Source organism: Streptomyces sp. NPDC005805 (genome assembly GCF_040630445.1).
In the GTDB taxonomy this organism is placed as follows: domain Bacteria; phylum Actinomycetota; class Actinomycetes; order Streptomycetales; family Streptomycetaceae; genus Streptomyces.
In genome coordinates, this window is sequence record NZ_JBEXXN010000039.1 from 1 (window position 1) to 17,242 (window position 17,242).

The window sequence follows — 17,242 nt, forward strand, 5'->3', positions numbered from 1 at the left end:
GTCTCGATGGCCACGGCCGCGTGCGCGGCGAAGGACCCGAGGAGGGCGACCTGTTCGCGTTCGAAGACCCTGGCCCGGCGGTCGCCGGGGCCGGGCCGGCCGGGCCCGTGGGCTCCACGTCGTTCAGGTCGCGCTCGCGCGTCTCCTGCGCGCAGGCGATCGCGACGACCGTCAGCAGCGCGGCGGCGATCACGTACAGCGAGATCGGCGTCGAGGACCCGAAGTCCGCGAGGAGCGCCGTCGCGATGAGCGGCGCGGGCGCGCCGGCGGCGACGGAGGAGAACTGCGCGCCGATCGACGCCCCCGAGTACCGCATCCGCGTCGCGAACATCTCCGAGAAGAACGCCGCCTGCGGCGCGTACATCGCACCGTGCAGGACCAGGCCGACGGTGACGGCCAGCAGCAGGGACGGGAACGACGCCCGGTCGATCAGCGTGAAGAAGGGGAACATCCACGCGCCCACGCCCACCGCACCGATCAGGTACACCGGTCGGCGGCCGATCCGGTCGGAGAGGGCGCCCCACAGCGGGATGACCGCGAAGTGCACCGCCGACCCGATCAGCACCGCGTTGAGCGCGGTCTGCTTGCTCAACTCCACCGCGGTCGTGGCGTAGACGAGGATGAACGCGGTGATCACGTAGTAGCTGATGTTCTCCGCCATACGCGCGCCCATCGCGATGAGCACATCGCGCCAGTGGTGGCGCAGCACGGCGACGAGCGGCATCTTCTCCACGGTTCCGGCGGCCGCCTTGCGCTGCTCCGCCTGGGCCAGCGCGGCCTTGAAGACCGGGGATTCATCGACAGAGAGACGAATCCACAAGCCGACGATCACCAGCACACCGGAGAGCAGGAAGGGGATGCGCCAGCCCCAGGCCGTGAACGCCGCGTCCGAGAGCACGCCGGTGAGCAGCGCCAGCACACCCGTGGCGAGCAACTGGCCGGCCGGCGCGCCCGTCTGCGGCCAGGAGGCCCAGAACCCGCGCCGCTTGGCGTCGCCGTGCTCGGAGACCAGCAGGACGGCGCCGCCCCACTCGCCGCCGAGGGCGAAGCCCTGGACCAGCCTCAGCACCGTGAGGAGGACGGGGGCGGCCGAGCCGATCGTCGCGTGCGTCGGCAGCAGACCGATCGCGAAAGTGGCGCCGCCCATCAGCAGCAGGCTCAGCACCAGGAGCTTCTTGCGTCCGAGTCGGTCGCCGTAGTGCCCGAAGACCAGCGCGCCCAGGGGGCGGGCCGCGAAGCCGACCGCGTAGGTCAGGAAGGACAGCAGGGTGCCCACGAGCGGGTCCGAGTCCGGGAAGAACAGCTTGTTGAAGACCAGGGCGGCGGCCGAGCCGTAGAGGAAGAAGTCGTACCACTCGATGGTCGTCCCGATGAGGCTCGCGGCGACGATGCGCTTGAGGCTGGCGGGCGTTGGTGGAGCGGTCGCGGGGGAGGACATCGGCACCACTTCCTGGCGGTTGGCGGGGACGTTTCGTGTGTCGCCACACCGTAGGAACGCCCAGGTCACCGGCGTATGTGGTGGGACACCATAGTTCAAGGGGCCGGAGTGCGCGTGGCCACCATGGGGGCACGGCATATGTGCCGCGCCCATTGAGCCACCCTCAGCACTTTCTCTTGTTCGTGGACAAAGTATGGACGGTTCCGGAAGTTGTCCCTACTGTGAGCGTCGCTTTGCCACGGAACTGCGTTCGACCCGCTGAGTGCACGCAGGAGGAAGAGTGAAGCCCCGCCCCGCACCCGCCGTACCCCCCCGCACGCCCACCCCGCCCACGGCGAGTTCACGCCCGCCGCCCCCACCGCCCCCGCCGCCTCACCGGACTGATGCTCGCCGGACTCATGAGCGGCCTGATCGCGCCGGTCACCCCGGCCGCCGCCGCCCCGGCCACCCCCGCCGCCGACCCGCCGCCCCGCCCGTTCGGGGACCTGCCGCCCCAGGAACCCGGCGTCACCCTGCGGGTCTTCGACATCCGCTCGCCCCTGGAGCGGCTGTGCGACCTCAAGCCCGCACAGACACCCAATGTCGACAAACTGATCCCCACCGCCGACTGGACGTCCACCGACGGCTTCGGCTTCTCCGACAACTTCGTCTCCGAGATCACCGGCAACCTCGACGCGCCCTCCGCCGGCACCTACGGCTTCCGGCTGATCAGCGACGACGGCTCGCGCCTGGCTATCGGCGGGCAGCAGGTCATCGACCACGACGGACTGCACGGCCCCGAACCGAAGGACGGCGAGATCCACCTCAACGCCGGCTACCAGAGCCTGCGCATCGACCACTTCGACGCGGGCGGCGGCCAGCAGCTCACCCTCCAGTGGAAGCCGCCGGGCGCAAGCGGCTTCACGACCGTCCCCAACTCCGCCCTCAGCACCGACGCCGACGTCGTCCGGGTCACCGCGCCCGGGCGCAAGGAGTGCGAGGGCAGCCTCGACGGCCCGGGCGACGGGCTGCCGCTGGAGGACGTCAACCCCGGGTACACCCTGACCGACCTGCGGCCCGAGGGCTTCGAGCCGCAGGTCTCCGCGATGGACTGGCTGCCCGACGACCGCCTCGCCATCACCACCTGGGGCGGCAGCGACCAGACCAAGGGCGAGGTCCACCTCCTCGGCAACGTCACCGGTGACACCGGCCCCGACCAGGTGACCCACAAGAAGATCGCCGACGGGCTCAAGGAACCCATGGGCATCGCATACGTCGACGGCAAGCTCTATGTGTCCGAGAAACACCAACTCACCGAGCTGACCGACACCGACGGCGACGATGTGATCGACACCAGGCGCAAGGTCGCCGGGTGGCCCTTCGGCGGCAACTTCCACGAGTTGCCTTCGGGCTCCTCCACGACAAGGGCTCCTTCTACCTCAACCTCTCCGTCGCCATCGACTACGGCGGCGCCACCACCGACCCCCAGCCGGCACCGAACCGCGGCACCACCATCAAGGTCGACCGGGCCACCGGGAAGATCAGCTACCTCGCCGGCGGCCTGCGCACCCCCAACGGCATCGGGCGCGGACCCGGCGGCGGCCTCTTCGTCACCGACAACCAGGGCGGCTGGCTGCCCTCCTCCAAGCTGGTGCACATCGAGCAGGACCGGTTCTTCCACCACCGGACCAACCCGCCGGGCCCCTTCGACGCCCGGCCCGTCACCAAGCCCGTCCTCTGGCTGCCGCAGAACGAGATCTCCAACTCGCCCAGCACCCCGATGCGGCTGGAGAGCGGCCCCTTCGCCGGGCAGATGGTCTTCGGCGACGTCACCTACGGCGGCCTCCAGCGCGCCGACCTGCACAAGGTCGGCGGCGCCTACCAGGGCGCGGTCTTCCGCCACACCCAGGGCCTCGAAGCCGGCATCACCCGCGTCAGCACCGGACCGGACGGCGCGATCTACGCCGGCGGCCTCGGCGCGGACGGCAACTGGGGCCAGGCCGGCAAACTCCGCTTCGGCCTCCAGAAGCTCACCCCGAACGGGAAGACCGCCTTCGACATCAGGACGATGCGCCCCACCGCCGACGGCTTCGAACTCACCTACACCAAGCCCCTGTCGCAGGAGACGGCGGACCGGCTCACCGGAGCCGCCTACTCCGTCACCCAGTGGCGCTACGCCCCGACACCCGCCTACGGCGGCCCCAAGGCCGACGAGGAGGCCCTCACCGTCACCGCCGCCAAGCTCTCCAAGGACCGGCGCAAAGTGACGCTCACCATCCCGGGCCTGAAGACCGACCGGGTGTCCACGTCCGCTCGCCGCGCCCCTTCTCCGCGGCCGGCGGCGAGCAGCTCTGGTCCACCGAGGCCTGGTACACCCTCAACGCCCGCCCCGGCGGCGCGAAGGAGCCGGTCACCACATACGACGCCGAGTCCGGGCGGCTGTCCGGCGGCGCCGCCGTGGACACCGAGCACACCGGGTACACCGGTGGCGGCTTCGTCGACGGCTTCGGCGCCCAGGGCGCCACCGCCCGCGTCGACGTCGTGGTCGACAAGGCGGGCTCCTACGACGTCGGCCTGCGCTACGCCAACGGCCCCCACCCCTTCACCGGGACCAAGACCGTGAGCGTCGCCGTCGGCGACGGCGCGCCCCGGCAGCTGTCCCTGCCGTCCACCGGAGCGTGGAACCGCTGGTCCACCGCCACCCAGCGGCTGAACCTCGCCAAGGGCCGCAACGCCCTCACCTACGCGGTCCGTGAGGGCGACACCGGCCATGTGAACCTCGACGCGGTGGAGGTGCGCAGGCCCGGTTCGCGGATCACCCTCTTCGACGGCGGCAGCATCGCCGACGCCTGGCAGCACACCGACGGCCGGAGCCCCGACTGGCCGCGCACCGCCGAGAAGTCGATGGAGGTGTGCTGCGGTGACCTGCGCACCAAACAGCACTTCCAGGACTTCCGGGCCCATGTCGAGTTCCGCGTCCCCCAGCTCCCCGACGACGTGACCGGCCAGGACCGCGGCAACAGCGGCGTCTACCTCCAGGACCGCTACGAGGTGCAGATCCTCGACTCCTACGGGGTGGCGAAGCTCGCCGACAACGAGGCCGCCGCGATCTACCAGAAGAAGGCCGCCGACGTGAACGCGTCGACGGCCGCGGAGACCTGGCAGACCTACGACATCACCTTCCGCGCCGCCCGCTTCGACGCCGACGGGAAGAAGACGGAGGACGCGCGGATCACCGTCGTCTGGAACGGCCGGACGGTGCACGACGCCGTGGCCGTGAACGGTCCCACCGGCGCGGGCGATCCCGAGTCACCCGCGGCGGGGGCCATCCGTCTCCAGGACCACGGCAACAAGGTCCGCTTCCGCAATGTGTGGGTCGAACCACTGACCTGACCGATCCGTTCCGGGCGTGACCCGCTGACACCCCGTCAGCGGGTCGCGCCCGGTGCCGGCAGGAAACCGGAGCGGACGAAGAAGTCCAGGCAGACGCCGAACAGTTCCTCGTCCACGACCGGGCAGTCGACACCCGAGCCCGCCAGGGCCCTCCGGGTGGCCGTCGTGTCGAAGACGAGGCCGCCCTCGGAACCCGCGCCCTCGGTCTCCGCCGCCAGGGTGCTCAGCAGCGGGAAGGCCGCGTTGCCGGGGTCCGCCCGGACACGGTCCAGCCACTCCCGCGCGCCGAGGTCGTCGAGCCGGTAGCCGGCCCGGCGTAGCCAGCCCACCACCGTGTCCAGGCGGGTCAGCCGCCCGGCGGCCAGGTGGAAGGTGCCGGACGCGGCGCCCGGCTCCCGCGCGAGGGCGGCCACTGCCCCGCTGACGTAGTCCACCGGCGCCAGGTCGAACGCGGTCTCCACACCACGCGGCGCGCCCTGCGCCTGGACGCACGCCTTGAGGACCAGCCACAGGAAGTCGCCGGTCTGGCAGGCACCCGTCACCGAGTCCCCGAAGATCCGGGTGGGCCGGTACACAGACACCGGCAGTCCCCGCGAACGGGCCTGCCCGATCAGGCCCTCGGCCACCCACTTGCTCCGGGTGTACCCGTGCTCCAGGGCACCGGGCGGGCCGGTCGGGTGCCCGGCGCCGATCACCGTCCCCGGCACGCCCGGTGCGAACACGCCGACGGTGGAGACATGGTGGACGGGGACCGTCCGGTGGCGGGCCGCCAGCCGCAGGATCTCCTCCGTGCCCCGGACATTGGCGTCGCGCAACTGGGCGTAGGAGTAGACCAGGTTGACCGAGGCCCCGGCGTGGTGGACGACGTCCACCGTACGCGCGAGGCGGTCGAACTCCGCCTCGGTGAGGCCCAGTCGGGGTGCGGCGAGGTCGCCGGGCAGGACGCTGATCCGCTCCCGGGGCACACCGTCCCCCAGGCCGTACCGCTCCAGCGCCTCGCGCAGCCTGCCGGTGGCGTGGGCCCGGTCGCGTCCGCGCACCAGGCAGTGGACGGTGGCCCGGGTGCGGAGCAGCAGCTCGCGCAGGAGGAAGGCGCCGAGGAATCCCGTCGCTCCGGTGAGCAGGACGTTGCGGGGATCCTCGGCCACGGCGGTGACCTCGGCAGCCGGGACGATGTCGGCGGCCAGCCGCGCCTCCGCCGACAGGTCCGGCTCGGCGGGGGCGGCGGTCGTGGACGGTGCGCCGTCGTTGGCCGTGGCGTCGACCAGGCGCGCGAGACCGGAGAGCGTCGGGGTGGTGAACACCGCCTGGAGGGGGACGGCGGCGCCCAGTTCCGTGCGCAGCGCCAGGACCAGACGGGTCGCGAGCAGGGAGTCGCCGCCGAGGGCGAAGAAGTCGTCCCGGACGTCGATACCACCGGGACCGCCGCCGATACCACCGGTGTCACCGAGCCCGTCGAGCCCGTCGAGGCCCAGCAGCCCGGACCAGATCCGGGCGATCGCCGCTTCGGTGGGCGTGCCGGGCGCGGCCGTGGGCCCCGTGCCGCCGGGCGCGCCCGTGGACGTTACGCCGGAGGCGGGCCGCCGCGCCGCCAGGGCCCTGCGGTCGACCTTGCCGCTCACAGTCAGCGGAAACGCGTCCAGCGCGATACCGCGCGCCGGGACCATGTAACCGGGCAGCTCCCGGTGCAGCTCCGCCATGAGCGCGTCCGCCGCCGGGACCCCGGAACCGGCCAGGTAGTAGGCGATCAGGCGTTTTCCCGCCCCGGACCCCGGGTCGTGCGCCACCACCACGGCGTCCGCGACCCCGGGCACGGCCCGCAGCACCGCCTCGACCTCGCCCGTCTCCACCCGGTGGCCACGGATCTTGACCTGGTCGTCGTCGCGCCCGAGGCACTGGATACGCCCGTCCGGCAGGAACCGGGCCAGATCCCCCGTGCGGTACAGCCGGCCCTCGTCGGTGCGGACGAACTTCTCCGTGGTCAGCTCCGGCCGGCCCGCGTAGCCCCGGGCCAGCACCGGCCCGCCCACGCAGAGTTCGCCCACCGCGCCGACGGGCACCGGCCGCAGCCGCCGGTCGAGCAGCCGGACGCGCGCACCGTCCACCGGCCGCCCGATGGACGGCAGTTCCGGCCAGGCGTACGGGTCGCCGGTGAGCAGCCCGGCGGTGACCACATGGGTCTCCGACGGCCCGTACTGGTTGTCCAGCGTGGCGTCGCACAGCGCGGCGAAGAACCGTCGCACGGCCGGGGTCGTCTGCAACTGCTCGCCCGCCGTGACCACCTCGGTGAGGGAAGGGCACCGGCGGTCGGTGGCGCAGGCGTGCTCCACCAGTTGCTGCAGCGCCACGAAGGGCAGGAACAGTCGCTGGACGTGCTCGGCCTCGATGAGGTCGAGCAGCCGCTCCGGGTCCTTGCGCGTGTCGTCGTCGACCAGGACCAGCGTGCCGCCGGTGGCCCAGGTGGCGAACAGCTCCTGGAAGGCGACGTCGAAACCGAGGGAGGCGAACTGCAGGGTGCGGGTGCCCCAGCCGGCGGCGGACCGGCGGGACTGCCAGTCCAGCAGGTTGGACAGCGGGCCGTGCGGCATGGCGACGGCCTTGGGGCGACCGGTCGAGCCGGAGGTGTGGATCAGATAGGCGAGGTCGTCCCGGGTGACGGGCACCCGGTCCGCGTCGCTCGTGCGCGGGGCCTCGGGGACCTCGTCGAGGAAGCAGTGCCCGACGCCCGCCGGGAGTCCCGCCCGCCCGGCCAGGGCCCGCCGGGTGAGGACGGTGGTGACACCGGCGTCCTCGGCCGCGACGGCGAGCCGGCCGGCCGGATGGGCCGGGTCCAGGGGCACATACGCGCAGCCGGCCTTGAGGACGCCCAGGACGGCCACCGGCAGATCCCGGGAGCGCTCCACACAGACGCCGACCGGGGTGCGCGCCAGGCCCCGGGCGATCAGATGCGCGGCGACGGCGTCGGACCGCCGGTCCAGCTCGCCGTAGGTGAGGTCCTGCCCGCGCAGGCGCACCGCCACCTCCCCCGGCCGCTCACGCGCCCGCCGCCGGAACGTTTCGTGCGCGGGGACGAACGTTTCCGCCGCCGGGGCGGTCCCCGCCCGGCGGGCGAGCAGCTCCCGCTCCTCCCGGGGCAGGATCTCCAGGTCCCCGACAGGGCGGCCGGGTTCGGCGACGGCGCTCGCCAGCAGGGTGCGCAGGCGGCTCGCGAGCCGGTGCACGGTGGCCGCGTCGTACAGGTCGGTGGAGAACTCCCAGAGACCCCGGAAACCCTCCCCGGCGGGGATCAGGTGCAGGAAGGTGTCGTACTTGGCGGTCCCGGAGTGGACGTACAGCCGTTCCGCGGCCACGCCCGGCAGATCGAGGTCCGGGGCGGGCGCGTCGTCGAGCGCGAAGACGACCTGGAAGAGGGGGAAGCGGCTCAGCGTGCGCTCCACCCCCAGTCCGCGCACCAGATGGCTGAACGGCAGGGCGCGGTGGCGGACGGCCGACCAGACCGACTCCCGTGCGTCGCCCACCAGTTCCTCGAAGGACAGCCCGGCGGCGGGGCGTTGGCGCAGCGGCAGCACATCGGTCAGTGAGGCGATCATGCCGGCGGTCCCGGAGGTGTCCCGGTGGGAGACCGGGGTGCCGATGACCACGTCCTCCCGACCGGTGTGCCGGCCGACCAGCACGGCCAGCGCGGCGGCCAGGACGGCGAACGGGGTGGTCCGCAGCCGGCGGGCCAACTGCCTTACGCCGCGGCCGAGTACGGCGTCGACGGTGAACTCGATCCGGTCACCGCCGGGGCCGAGCACCCCCGGCCGGGGCCGGTCGGCAGGGAAGGAGGACTCCTCGGGGGCGTCCGCGAGCTCCCGCCGCCAGTGGGCGAGGGCCGCCGCCCGGGCCGCTTCGCCGTCCGCGCGCCGGGCGGCCGCGTACGGGCCGAACCGCGGGGGGAGCGCGGGCAGTGTCGGGCGGCTCCCGTCCAGGGCCCTTCGGTAGAGGGCGCCGAACTCCCGGTCGAGGATGCTGAAGCACCAGCCGTCGATCACCGCGTGGTGCACACAGACGGCGAGCACATGGTCGTCCTCGGCGAGGCGCAGCAGGGTGGCCGTCAGCAGCGGCGGCCGGGACAGCGCCACGGGCCGGGACACGGCCTCGCGCAGGGCCGCGTCCAGGCCGTCCGCCGTGACCTCGCGGACGGTCAGTTCGACGGGCGCGGCGGGCAGGACCTGCTGGACCGGGCTGCCCGCCACCAGGACCAGGCGGCTGCGCAGCGTCTCGTGGCGCTCCACGATGCCGGTCAGCGCGCTCCGCACGGCATCGGCGTCCACCGGCCCGCGCAGCCGGTTGACCCAGGACTCCAGATAGCGCGAAGTACCCTGCTGCGCCTGGTCGTTGAGCCAGATCGACTCCTGCTCGTACGACATGGGGTACTCGGCGAGCACCCCGTCCGCGCGCCGGGCGGGCTCGGTCGGACCGGCCAGCAGGGCGGCCCGGTCGATCTTGCCGTTCGGGGTGCGGGGGAGCGAGGCCCGCCGGTGGACGCGGGTCGGGACGAGGTAGCGGGGGAGGACGGCCGCCAGGTCCGCGCGCACGGTGTCCGGGCCGCCGTCGCGGTGCCCCTCCCCGTCCGGCGGGTCCCCCGGCAGGTCGCCGGGGGTGTAGAAGAGGGCGAGGCCGTCGTATCCGTCCGCGTCGCCGGGCCCGGGTACGGGGACGACGGCGCAGTCCCGTACCGCCGGCAGCCGCCGGGCCGCCGCCTCCACCTCGGCGGGCTCGACCCGGTGTCCGGCGATCTTCACCTGCCGGTCCCCGCGGCCCCGGAAGTGCAGCACGCCGTCCGCGTCCAGCACACCCCGGTCGCCGGTCCGGTAGAGCCGGGTGGGTCTTCCGCCGATCGGGACGGTCACGAAGGCGGCGGCCGTGGCCCGTTCGTCGTTCAGATAGCCGTCCGCGAGTCCGGCTCCCGCCGCGCAGATCTCGCCCTCCGCGCCGGGCGCCACCGGCACGGTCCCGTCCAGGAGGTGCACGCTCGTACCCGGCACGGGCCGGCCGACGGGGACGCCGCCCGGACGCTCGCAGTCCGCGGCGGTCACGGTGTGCGCGGTGACGAACACACAGCTCTCGACCGGGCCGTAGCCGTTGACCAGGGTCACCCCGGGGTGCGCGGCGAGGAAGGCGCGGGCGTGCGCGGCCGAGAGGCGCTCACCGCCGGTGAGGACCCGGGCCACACCGCTGAAGCAGTCCACGTTCTCGTCGACGAAGAGGTGGAAGAGCCCGGCGGTGAGCCAGAGGGTGTCCACGCCCTCGTTCTTGACGAGGTCCACCAGGTCGCCCGGGAGGAGGTAGTCGCTCGGCACGATCACGGAGGTCCCGCCGGTGGTGAGCATCCCCCACAGCTCCAGGCCGAACGCGTCCCAGGACGGCGGTGCGGCCTGGGGCATCACCCGTCCCGGGCCGAAGCCGGGGAGGCCGCCGCCCGGCGCGAACAGCCGGGTGGTGGCCCGGTGGGGCGAGACCACGCCCTTGGGCGCGCCCGTGGTGCCCGAGGTGAAGAACACCGCCGCGGGGGCGGTGGGCGGGACGGCGGCGGCGCGTCTCGCACGGACGGGCCGGTCTCCCGTGCGCGCGTCGGCCGCCGGGTCGGGGCGGCGGATGTCCGGGGCCCAGTGGCGTGGACCGGGGGTGCGGGTGACGACGACCGGGGTGTCCAGGGCGGCGGTGATCCCGGCGATACGGGCCGCGGGCCAGCGGTGGTCGAGAGCGGCGTACGCGGCACCGCACTTGAGGGTCGCCAGCAGCACCACGACCAGCTCCCGCGAGCGCGGCAGGACGACGGGCACGACCTGGCCGGGCCGCACGCCCCGGGCGGCCAGCTCGGCGGCGCAGGCGTCGGCGAGGGCGTCCAGCCGCCGGTAGCTGGTCCGCTCGCCGCCGCAGACCAGGGCGACGGCGTCCGGCCGCACGAGTGCCTGGTGGGTCACGGCCTCATGGATGAGCCGCCCATCGAGCGGCCCGCCCGCGGGCGCGCCGACCGGCCCGCCGACCGGTTCGCGGGCCGGCCCGCCGACCGGTTCGGGGGCCTTGCCGCGGGGGCGGTGGGCGGGTGCCGCGTCCCGGCTGTCCGCCCCGTCCGGCCCGCCGGGGCCGTCCCGCCTGTCCGGCCCGCCGGGCGGACGGGCGGCCGTCCCGGCGTCGGGCAGACGGCCGGCCGGGCCGGGCCCGGCGTGGTCACGGCGGCCGGGGCCACCGGCCTCCCCCGCAGGGGCCGCCCCCGGCGCACCGGGGCCGCCGGCCCGCGCGGCGGCGACGACCGCGCACAGCCCGCCCAGTGTGTCCTGGTCGAAGACGACCGCCGGGTCCACCCGGACGCCCAGCTCGTCGCGTATGCGCGCGCATATCCGCAGGGCGTGCAGAGAGGTGCCCCCGAGATCGAGGAAGCTGTCCTCCGCCGTCAGCCCGTCGACCGCGAGCACGGACGCCGCGATCCCCACGACGGCCCCCGGCAGGGTGCGGTGGTCGGCGGCGGGGCGAGGGGACATGGCGGGGACCTTCGGTTCGGTCGCGGGAGGCATCTCGTCGGTACGGACGGTCCGTTGGGGCGTCATGCCCCCATCGTCGCCTCCGGCGGCTCGCGCCTTCCCAGGGGATCGGCAGGACGGCTCTGAGCTGGGTGAACTCCGAGCACCCCGCCAAACTGAAACGAGAGTTCATTATTGACAGGGCGAGGCTCCGAGTCCAAACTGAAATGAAGCTTCACTTCAACAACTCTGGAGGTCGTCGTCATGTCCGGATCCGGACCCGGAGTGGTGCGGGTGCACCACCTGAACTGCGCGTCGATTCAGGGACTGTCGATCCACGGCAGGCACCTGGTCTGCCACACCCTGTTGCTGGAGACCGCCTCTTCGGGCCTGGTCCTGGTGGACGCCGGCCTGGGAACGGCGGACTACGCGGACATCACCTCGCGGCTCGGCAAGGAGTTCGCCTACGGCTACGCCCGCCCCAAGGTCGATCCCCGGCTGGCCGCCGTGAACCAGATCCGGGCCATGGGCATGGACCCCATGGATGTCCGCCACATAGTGCTGACGCACATGGATCTCGACCACGTAGGGGGTCTGTCGGACTTCCCGCACGCCCGGGTGCATCTGCACAGCCTGGAGCTGAAGGCGGCGATGGAACGGGCGTCGTTCCGGGCGAAGAAGCGCTACCGGCCGCTGATGTGGGCGCACGACCCGCACTTCGTGGAGTACCGGGACCTCGGAGAGCCATGGTTCGGCTTCGAGGCGGTGCGCCGGCTGGAGGGACTGCCGGAGGAGATCCTGTTCGTCCCGCTGTTCGGGCACACCCACGGGCACTCCGGGGTCGCGGTGGACACCGGGCAGGGCTGGCTCCTGCATGCCGGGGACGCCTACTTCGACCCCCGGGAGGTCAAGCAGGCCAAGCGCCGGTGCGCACCGAAGGTCGCCCTCTTCCAGCGGATCGTCACCACCAGCAGCGGGCAGCGCTTCGCCAACCAGGCGCGCCTGCGGGACCTGGCCCGCAACCACCCGGAGATCGAGATCTTCTGCGCGCACAACCCGCATGAGTTCCCCGGGGACCCGCTCGCGCCCCGGACAGGCGTCCGCCGGGTCGCCGACCGCACGGAGTGAGGCCCGCCATGCCCGGCCCCGAACCTGCGCCCGGCCCCGAAGCCGTACCTGGTCCCGAAGTCGCGCCCGGCCCCGAACCTGCGCCCGCCCCGGCGGCCGGTTCCCGGCCCGTGCCGGACGGCACCCGGGCCCGCCCGGACCGGCAGCGGGCCGGAAACTAGGGCGCGGCCGGCGCCGCCGGGGCTCCCGCCGCGAACAGGGCGGCGAACCCCCGGGCGTGCTCCCGCGCGGAGGTGTCGGCGAGCAGGGCCTGCTGGGCGGCGAAGCCCATGAGCAGGGAGAGCAGGGCGGCCGCCACTTCCGACGGCACGGCGTCGGCCGGGAGTTCGCCGTTCTCCTGCCAGGTGGTGGCCGCGGCGGTCAGCAGTTCACGGAAGGCGCGGTAGGCCGGGGCCGTCTTCTCCAGCAGGCCCGGGTTGCTCAGCGCGGCGCTCCAGCCGTGCAGGGCCACCCTCGGCAGCGAGTACGACTCCCGTTCGGCGAACCGTTCCAGCGTGCCGGTGAGCTGCGCCACGAGGACCGGCGGGGGCGGCAGCGGATCGGCGGTCAGATGGGGGAGCAGTTCCGCCGTCAGACCGTCCAGAGCCGTGCTCATGGCGGCCTCGATGCCCTCTTCCTTGCTGCGGATGTACTTGTAGACCGTGCCGGTGGACAGTCCGCTGAGCTGGATGATGCCTTCCATGGTCGCGCCCTGGAGGCCGTCGCGGTCCACGCACGCGCGGACGGCGTCGAGGACCTGGGTGCGCCGGGCGGCGAGATAGGCGTCGGAGACTCGGGGCATGCCGTCAAATTAGAGGTTCCGTTCAGTTTTGACAAGGCCGCCCCACCCGCGCTCGCCTCCCTGTCGCTCCCGCCTGCCTGCCGCATCCGCCCGCCCCGCCCCCGTGGAAGGGAAGACGAGGCCGCGCGCGGCGGGGTCGCGCCCGACCCGGGCCCGTGGCCGACTGGAGAGAACGGGAGAGACAGGTGCCGACTTCCGGGACGGGTGAGGAACAGGTGGCGAACCGGATGCCGAAGGGGACCCCGCAGGAGCGCCAGCGCCGGGGCGGCCGGGGCGGCGTGCTGGACGGACGGGTGGCGGTGGTCACCGGCGCCGGCCGGGGCGTCGGGGCCGCCCTCGCCCGGGAGCTGTCCGCGTACGGCATGCGGCTGGCCCTGCTGGGGCGGGAGGTCGACACCCTCTCCCGGGTGGCCGCCGGGCTCCCCGGAGAGGCCCGCTGCTTCGAGGTGGACGTCACGGACCGGGCGGCCATGGCCCGGGTCGCGTTCCGGGTGGCCGACGAGCTCGGCCCCGCCTCCGTCGTCGTCGCGAACGCGGGCATCGCGGCGACCGGCCCGTTCGAGAGCGGCGACCCCGGGCTGTGGGAGCGGGTCGTGGAGGTCAACCTGCTGGGCAGCGCCACCACCGCGCGCGTCTTCCTCCCGCACCTGCGGCGGACCCGGGGGTACTTCCTCCAGATCGCGAGCACGGCCGCGTTCGGGGCCGCGCCGATGATGAGCGCCTACTGCGCCTCCAAGGCGGGCGCGGAGTCCTTCGCGCAGTCCCTCCGCGCGGAGATCGCCCCGGAGGGGATCGCCGTGGGCATCGCGTACCTCCACTGGACCGGCACCGACATGACCCGGGACATCGGGGAGCATCCGGTGCTGCTCGCCCTGCGCGCCGCGCAGCCGCGGTTCGCCGGGCGGGTGCAGGCGGCGGGCGAGGTGGCGCGGCGGCTGCGACACGGCATCGAGCTGCGGGCGACGAGTGTGCACTGCCCGGCCTGGCTGCGGCTCGTCCAGCCCCTGCGGCCCCTCTTCCCGCCCCTGGTGGCACGCGTCGCCCGCACCCGTCTGGCCCGCCTCGACCCCGTCGAACTCGACCGGACCGCGGGTGTCCTCGGCCCCGGCGGCGAGGCGGACTGGCGCGCCGCCCACCGGGTCACCTGACCGCGATTCCCTCGGGAACCACGGCCCCGCCGCGGACGTGGACCCGACCGGCCGCCGTTCCCGGCGCCCGGGGGCTCCGTCGTACGCTGGAAGCGGCCCTGTCGAACCTCTGAACCCTGATGCAGAGGCCGCGATGACCGACCCCTTCGGCTTTCTCACGACACCCCGCAGCCCCGTGCCCGCGCGTCCTCCCGCCGAGCGGATCGGGGACTGGCAGGAGGTGCACGGCGGGCGGCCCCTGCTGCCCCTCGTCTCCCGGCAGGCCGCGCGCTGCATGGACTGCGGAATCCCGTTCTGCCACAGCCAGTGCCCGCTCGGGAACCTCATCCCCGAGTGGAACGCCTATGCCGCGCACGGGGACTGGGCGGCCGCCTCGGAGCGGCTGCACGCCACCAACAACTTCCCCGAGTTCACCGGCCGGCTCTGCCCCGCGCCCTGCGAGGACGCGTGCGTCCTCGCGATCAACGCGGACCCGGTCACCATCAAGAACGTGGAGCAGACCGTCGCCGACCAGGCGTGGGAGCGGGGGCTCGTCGCCCCGCTGCGGCCCGGGCGGCTCAGCGGCCGCACCGTCGCGGTCGTCGGCTCCGGCCCGGCCGGGCTGGCCGCCGCGCAGCAGCTCACCCGGGCCGGCCACCGGGTGACCGTCTACGAACGCGCCGACCGCGTCGGGGGACTGCTGAGGTACGGCATCCCCGCGTTCAAGATGGAGAAGCGGCACCTGGACCGGCGGCTCGCGCAGATGCGGGACGAGGGGACGGAGTTCCGCCCGGGCACCGAGGTGGGCCGTGATCTCGACGCGGCGGAGCTGTGCGGCGGTCATGACGCCGTGATCGTGGCCGTCGGCGCGACCGTGCGACGCGAACTCCCGGTGCCGGGACGTGAGTTGGGTGGCGTCCACCAGGCCATGGACTACCTGACGGCGGCGAACCGGGCCGCCGAGGGCGACGGCGACGAGCCGTCGGACGGACCGCCCGTCGGCGACGGCCCCGTGCCGGCGCCGCTCGACGCCCGGGGCCGGCGGACCGTGATCGTCGGCGGCGGCGACACGGGCTCCGACTGCCTCGGTACGGCCCTGCGCCAAGGCGCGGCCACCGTGGTCCAACTGGACATCAACCCCGAACCGGACGGGCGGCGCCCGGAGGACGAGCCATGGCCGGTGCACCCCCGCGTCTACCGGATCTCGCACGCCCACGAGGAGGCGCGGGGACGGCACGGCGCCGACCCGCGCGCGTTCGCCACGGCCACCGTCCGCTTCGAGGACGACGGCACGGGACGGGTGCGCGGCCTGCGCCTGACCGGGGTCGAGCCGTCGACGCGGCGGCCGCTCGCCGGGACCGAGCGCGTACTGCCCGCCGATCTGGTCCTGCTCGCGCTGGGATTCGACGGGCCCGAGCACAGAACGGGACTGACCCGGGCACTCGGCCTCACCCGGGACGACCGGGGTGCCTACGCGCGGAACGCGGACTTCAGCGCGCGCCCGGCCCCGCCCGGTGCGCCGGGAGCGGGGGAAACGGAGGAGGGGACGCCGGTGCCCGACGGGGTCTTCGTCGCGGGGGACGCCGGTCGCGGGCAGTCCCTCGTCGTCTGGGCCGTCGCGGAAGGACGGGCCGCGGCCGCGGCGGCCGACCGCTACCTCACCGGCGCGACCGACCTGCCCGCCCCCGTGACGCCCACGGACCGGCCCCTCCGGACCTGAGCCCACGCCCGGACGCCGGGCCCGCCGGACCTCGAACCCGCCCGGACCTCGAACCCGCCCGGGCCCCGGGCCCGCCGCATGCCGGGCCCGAGCGCCGGCCCGCGCCCCCGAAGAAACGTCACGCCGGAACCCGCGCGCCCGAGGCGAAACGTCACACCCGTTGCCCACGCCCCCTGGGCGAAACGTCACGCCCCGGTCAGCAGCTCCCGCACATACGCCGCCGTCTCCGCGTCCCGCGCCGCCGTGAGCGGGAGCGCGTTGCCGCCCGCGAGGCGGAACGGTACGCCCGCGGCCGTGGTCTGCGCGCCGCCCGCCTCGGTCACCAGGAGCAGGCCCGCCGCGTGGTCCCAGGCGTGCTCCCAGCAGAAGGCCGTGGCGTCGAGTGCCCCGCGGGCCACCGCCAGATACTCCAGCCCGGCGGAACCGGCGCACGGCCGGGGCGCGACCCCGTCGGTGCGCAACCGCAGCAGGGCCCGCCGCGGATCCGGAGCCGAGTGCTCCGGGTCCGAGACGGCCACGGTCAGCGCACCCGTACGCGGGGACGCGTCCGCCCGCAGCGCGGCCCCGTCGAGCCGGGCGCCCCCGCCGCGCACGGCGGTGGCCATCGTGTCCGGCACGGGGGCGTACGTCCAGGAGGCGAGCACCTCGCCCCGGTGGGCCAGCGCGACCAGGGTGCAGAACCCCGCCTCGCCGCGGACGAACGGTCTGGTGCCGTCGATCGGGTCGACGATCCACACGGGCCGGTCACCGCGCAGCGCGCCGTACACCGACGGGTCGTCCGCCACCGCCTCCTCGCCGACCACCGCGCTGCCGGGGAGCAGCCCGGTGAGGGCGGCGGTCAGCCGCTCCTCGGCGAGCCGGTCGGCCACGGTCACCAGGTCGTGCGGGCCGCTCTTCTGGGCCACCTCGTCGGCGGTCAGCGTGCGGAAGCGCGGCAGGATCTCGGCGGCGGCCACCTCACGGATCACCGCGGCGACCCGCTCCGAACACTCTGCGGGGAACCCCTCGTCGATCATCCGCCCATCAGACCACACCCGGCGGGGTCCGAACGCCACCCCGCCGGGGTGACGGTGGACGGACCCGCTGGATCCCGTGGCGCCGGGTCCCCCACAATGTCTCCCGCGGTTCCCGGGCCCACCCGGCGACCGCGCGAGACGAGCGCACACAGCG

The 17,242-nt window shown here is 74.3% G+C and carries 7 protein-coding genes and 1 pseudogene; 4 read left to right on the plus strand and 4 right to left on the minus strand.

All coding sequences use genetic code 11. The features are described 5' to 3' along the window. Nucleotides 1–1,438, minus strand: a 1,438-nt coding sequence (locus ABZ457_RS20975; protein WP_359159321.1) for an MFS transporter, incomplete at its 3' end; no start/stop codon positions are given. 383 nt (nucleotides 1,439–1,821) lie between these two features. Here ABZ457_RS20975 and ABZ457_RS20980 point away from each other — a divergent pair. Then, nucleotides 1,822–4,810, plus strand: a pseudogene (locus ABZ457_RS20980) (family 16 glycoside hydrolase). Nucleotides 4,811–4,845: 35 nt separating this feature from the next. Here ABZ457_RS20980 and ABZ457_RS20985 read toward each other — a convergent pair. Further along, nucleotides 4,846–11,403 (minus strand): amino acid adenylation domain-containing protein, encoded by a 6,558-nt coding sequence (locus ABZ457_RS20985; RefSeq protein ID WP_359159323.1) that lies wholly within the window; start codon nucleotides 11,401–11,403, stop codon nucleotides 4,846–4,848. Between the two features lie 177 nt (nucleotides 11,404–11,580). Here ABZ457_RS20985 and ABZ457_RS20990 point away from each other — a divergent pair, with 177 nt between their 5' ends. Next, nucleotides 11,581–12,444: an MBL fold metallo-hydrolase gene (locus tag ABZ457_RS20990; protein WP_359159325.1), complete on the plus strand. Its 864-nt coding sequence runs from the start codon at nucleotides 11,581–11,583 to the stop codon at nucleotides 12,442–12,444. 157 nt (nucleotides 12,445–12,601) lie between these two features. Here ABZ457_RS20990 and ABZ457_RS20995 read toward each other — a convergent pair whose 3' ends face one another. Continuing rightward, entirely contained in the window at nucleotides 12,602–13,225 is a 624-nt protein-coding gene (locus ABZ457_RS20995) for a TetR/AcrR family transcriptional regulator (RefSeq protein WP_359159327.1), read from the minus strand. Between the two features lie 227 nt (nucleotides 13,226–13,452). On the opposite strand from ABZ457_RS20995, the gene ABZ457_RS21000 reads away from it, so the two are divergent. Beyond that, nucleotides 13,453–14,373 (plus strand): SDR family oxidoreductase, encoded by a 921-nt coding sequence (locus ABZ457_RS21000; protein ID WP_359159329.1) that lies wholly within the window; start codon nucleotides 13,453–13,455, stop codon nucleotides 14,371–14,373. Between the two features lie 133 nt (nucleotides 14,374–14,506). After that, entirely contained in the window at nucleotides 14,507–16,072 is a 1,566-nt protein-coding gene (locus ABZ457_RS21005) for a glutamate synthase subunit beta (RefSeq protein WP_359159331.1), read from the plus strand. Nucleotides 16,073–16,257: 185 nt separating this feature from the next. Here the strand turns inward: ABZ457_RS21005 and ABZ457_RS21010 are convergent, their stop codons facing one another. Then, complete coding sequence (locus ABZ457_RS21010) at nucleotides 16,258–17,088, minus strand: inositol monophosphatase family protein (RefSeq protein WP_359159333.1); 831 nt, start codon at nucleotides 17,086–17,088, stop codon at nucleotides 16,258–16,260. Between the last annotated feature and the right edge of the window lie 154 nt (nucleotides 17,089–17,242).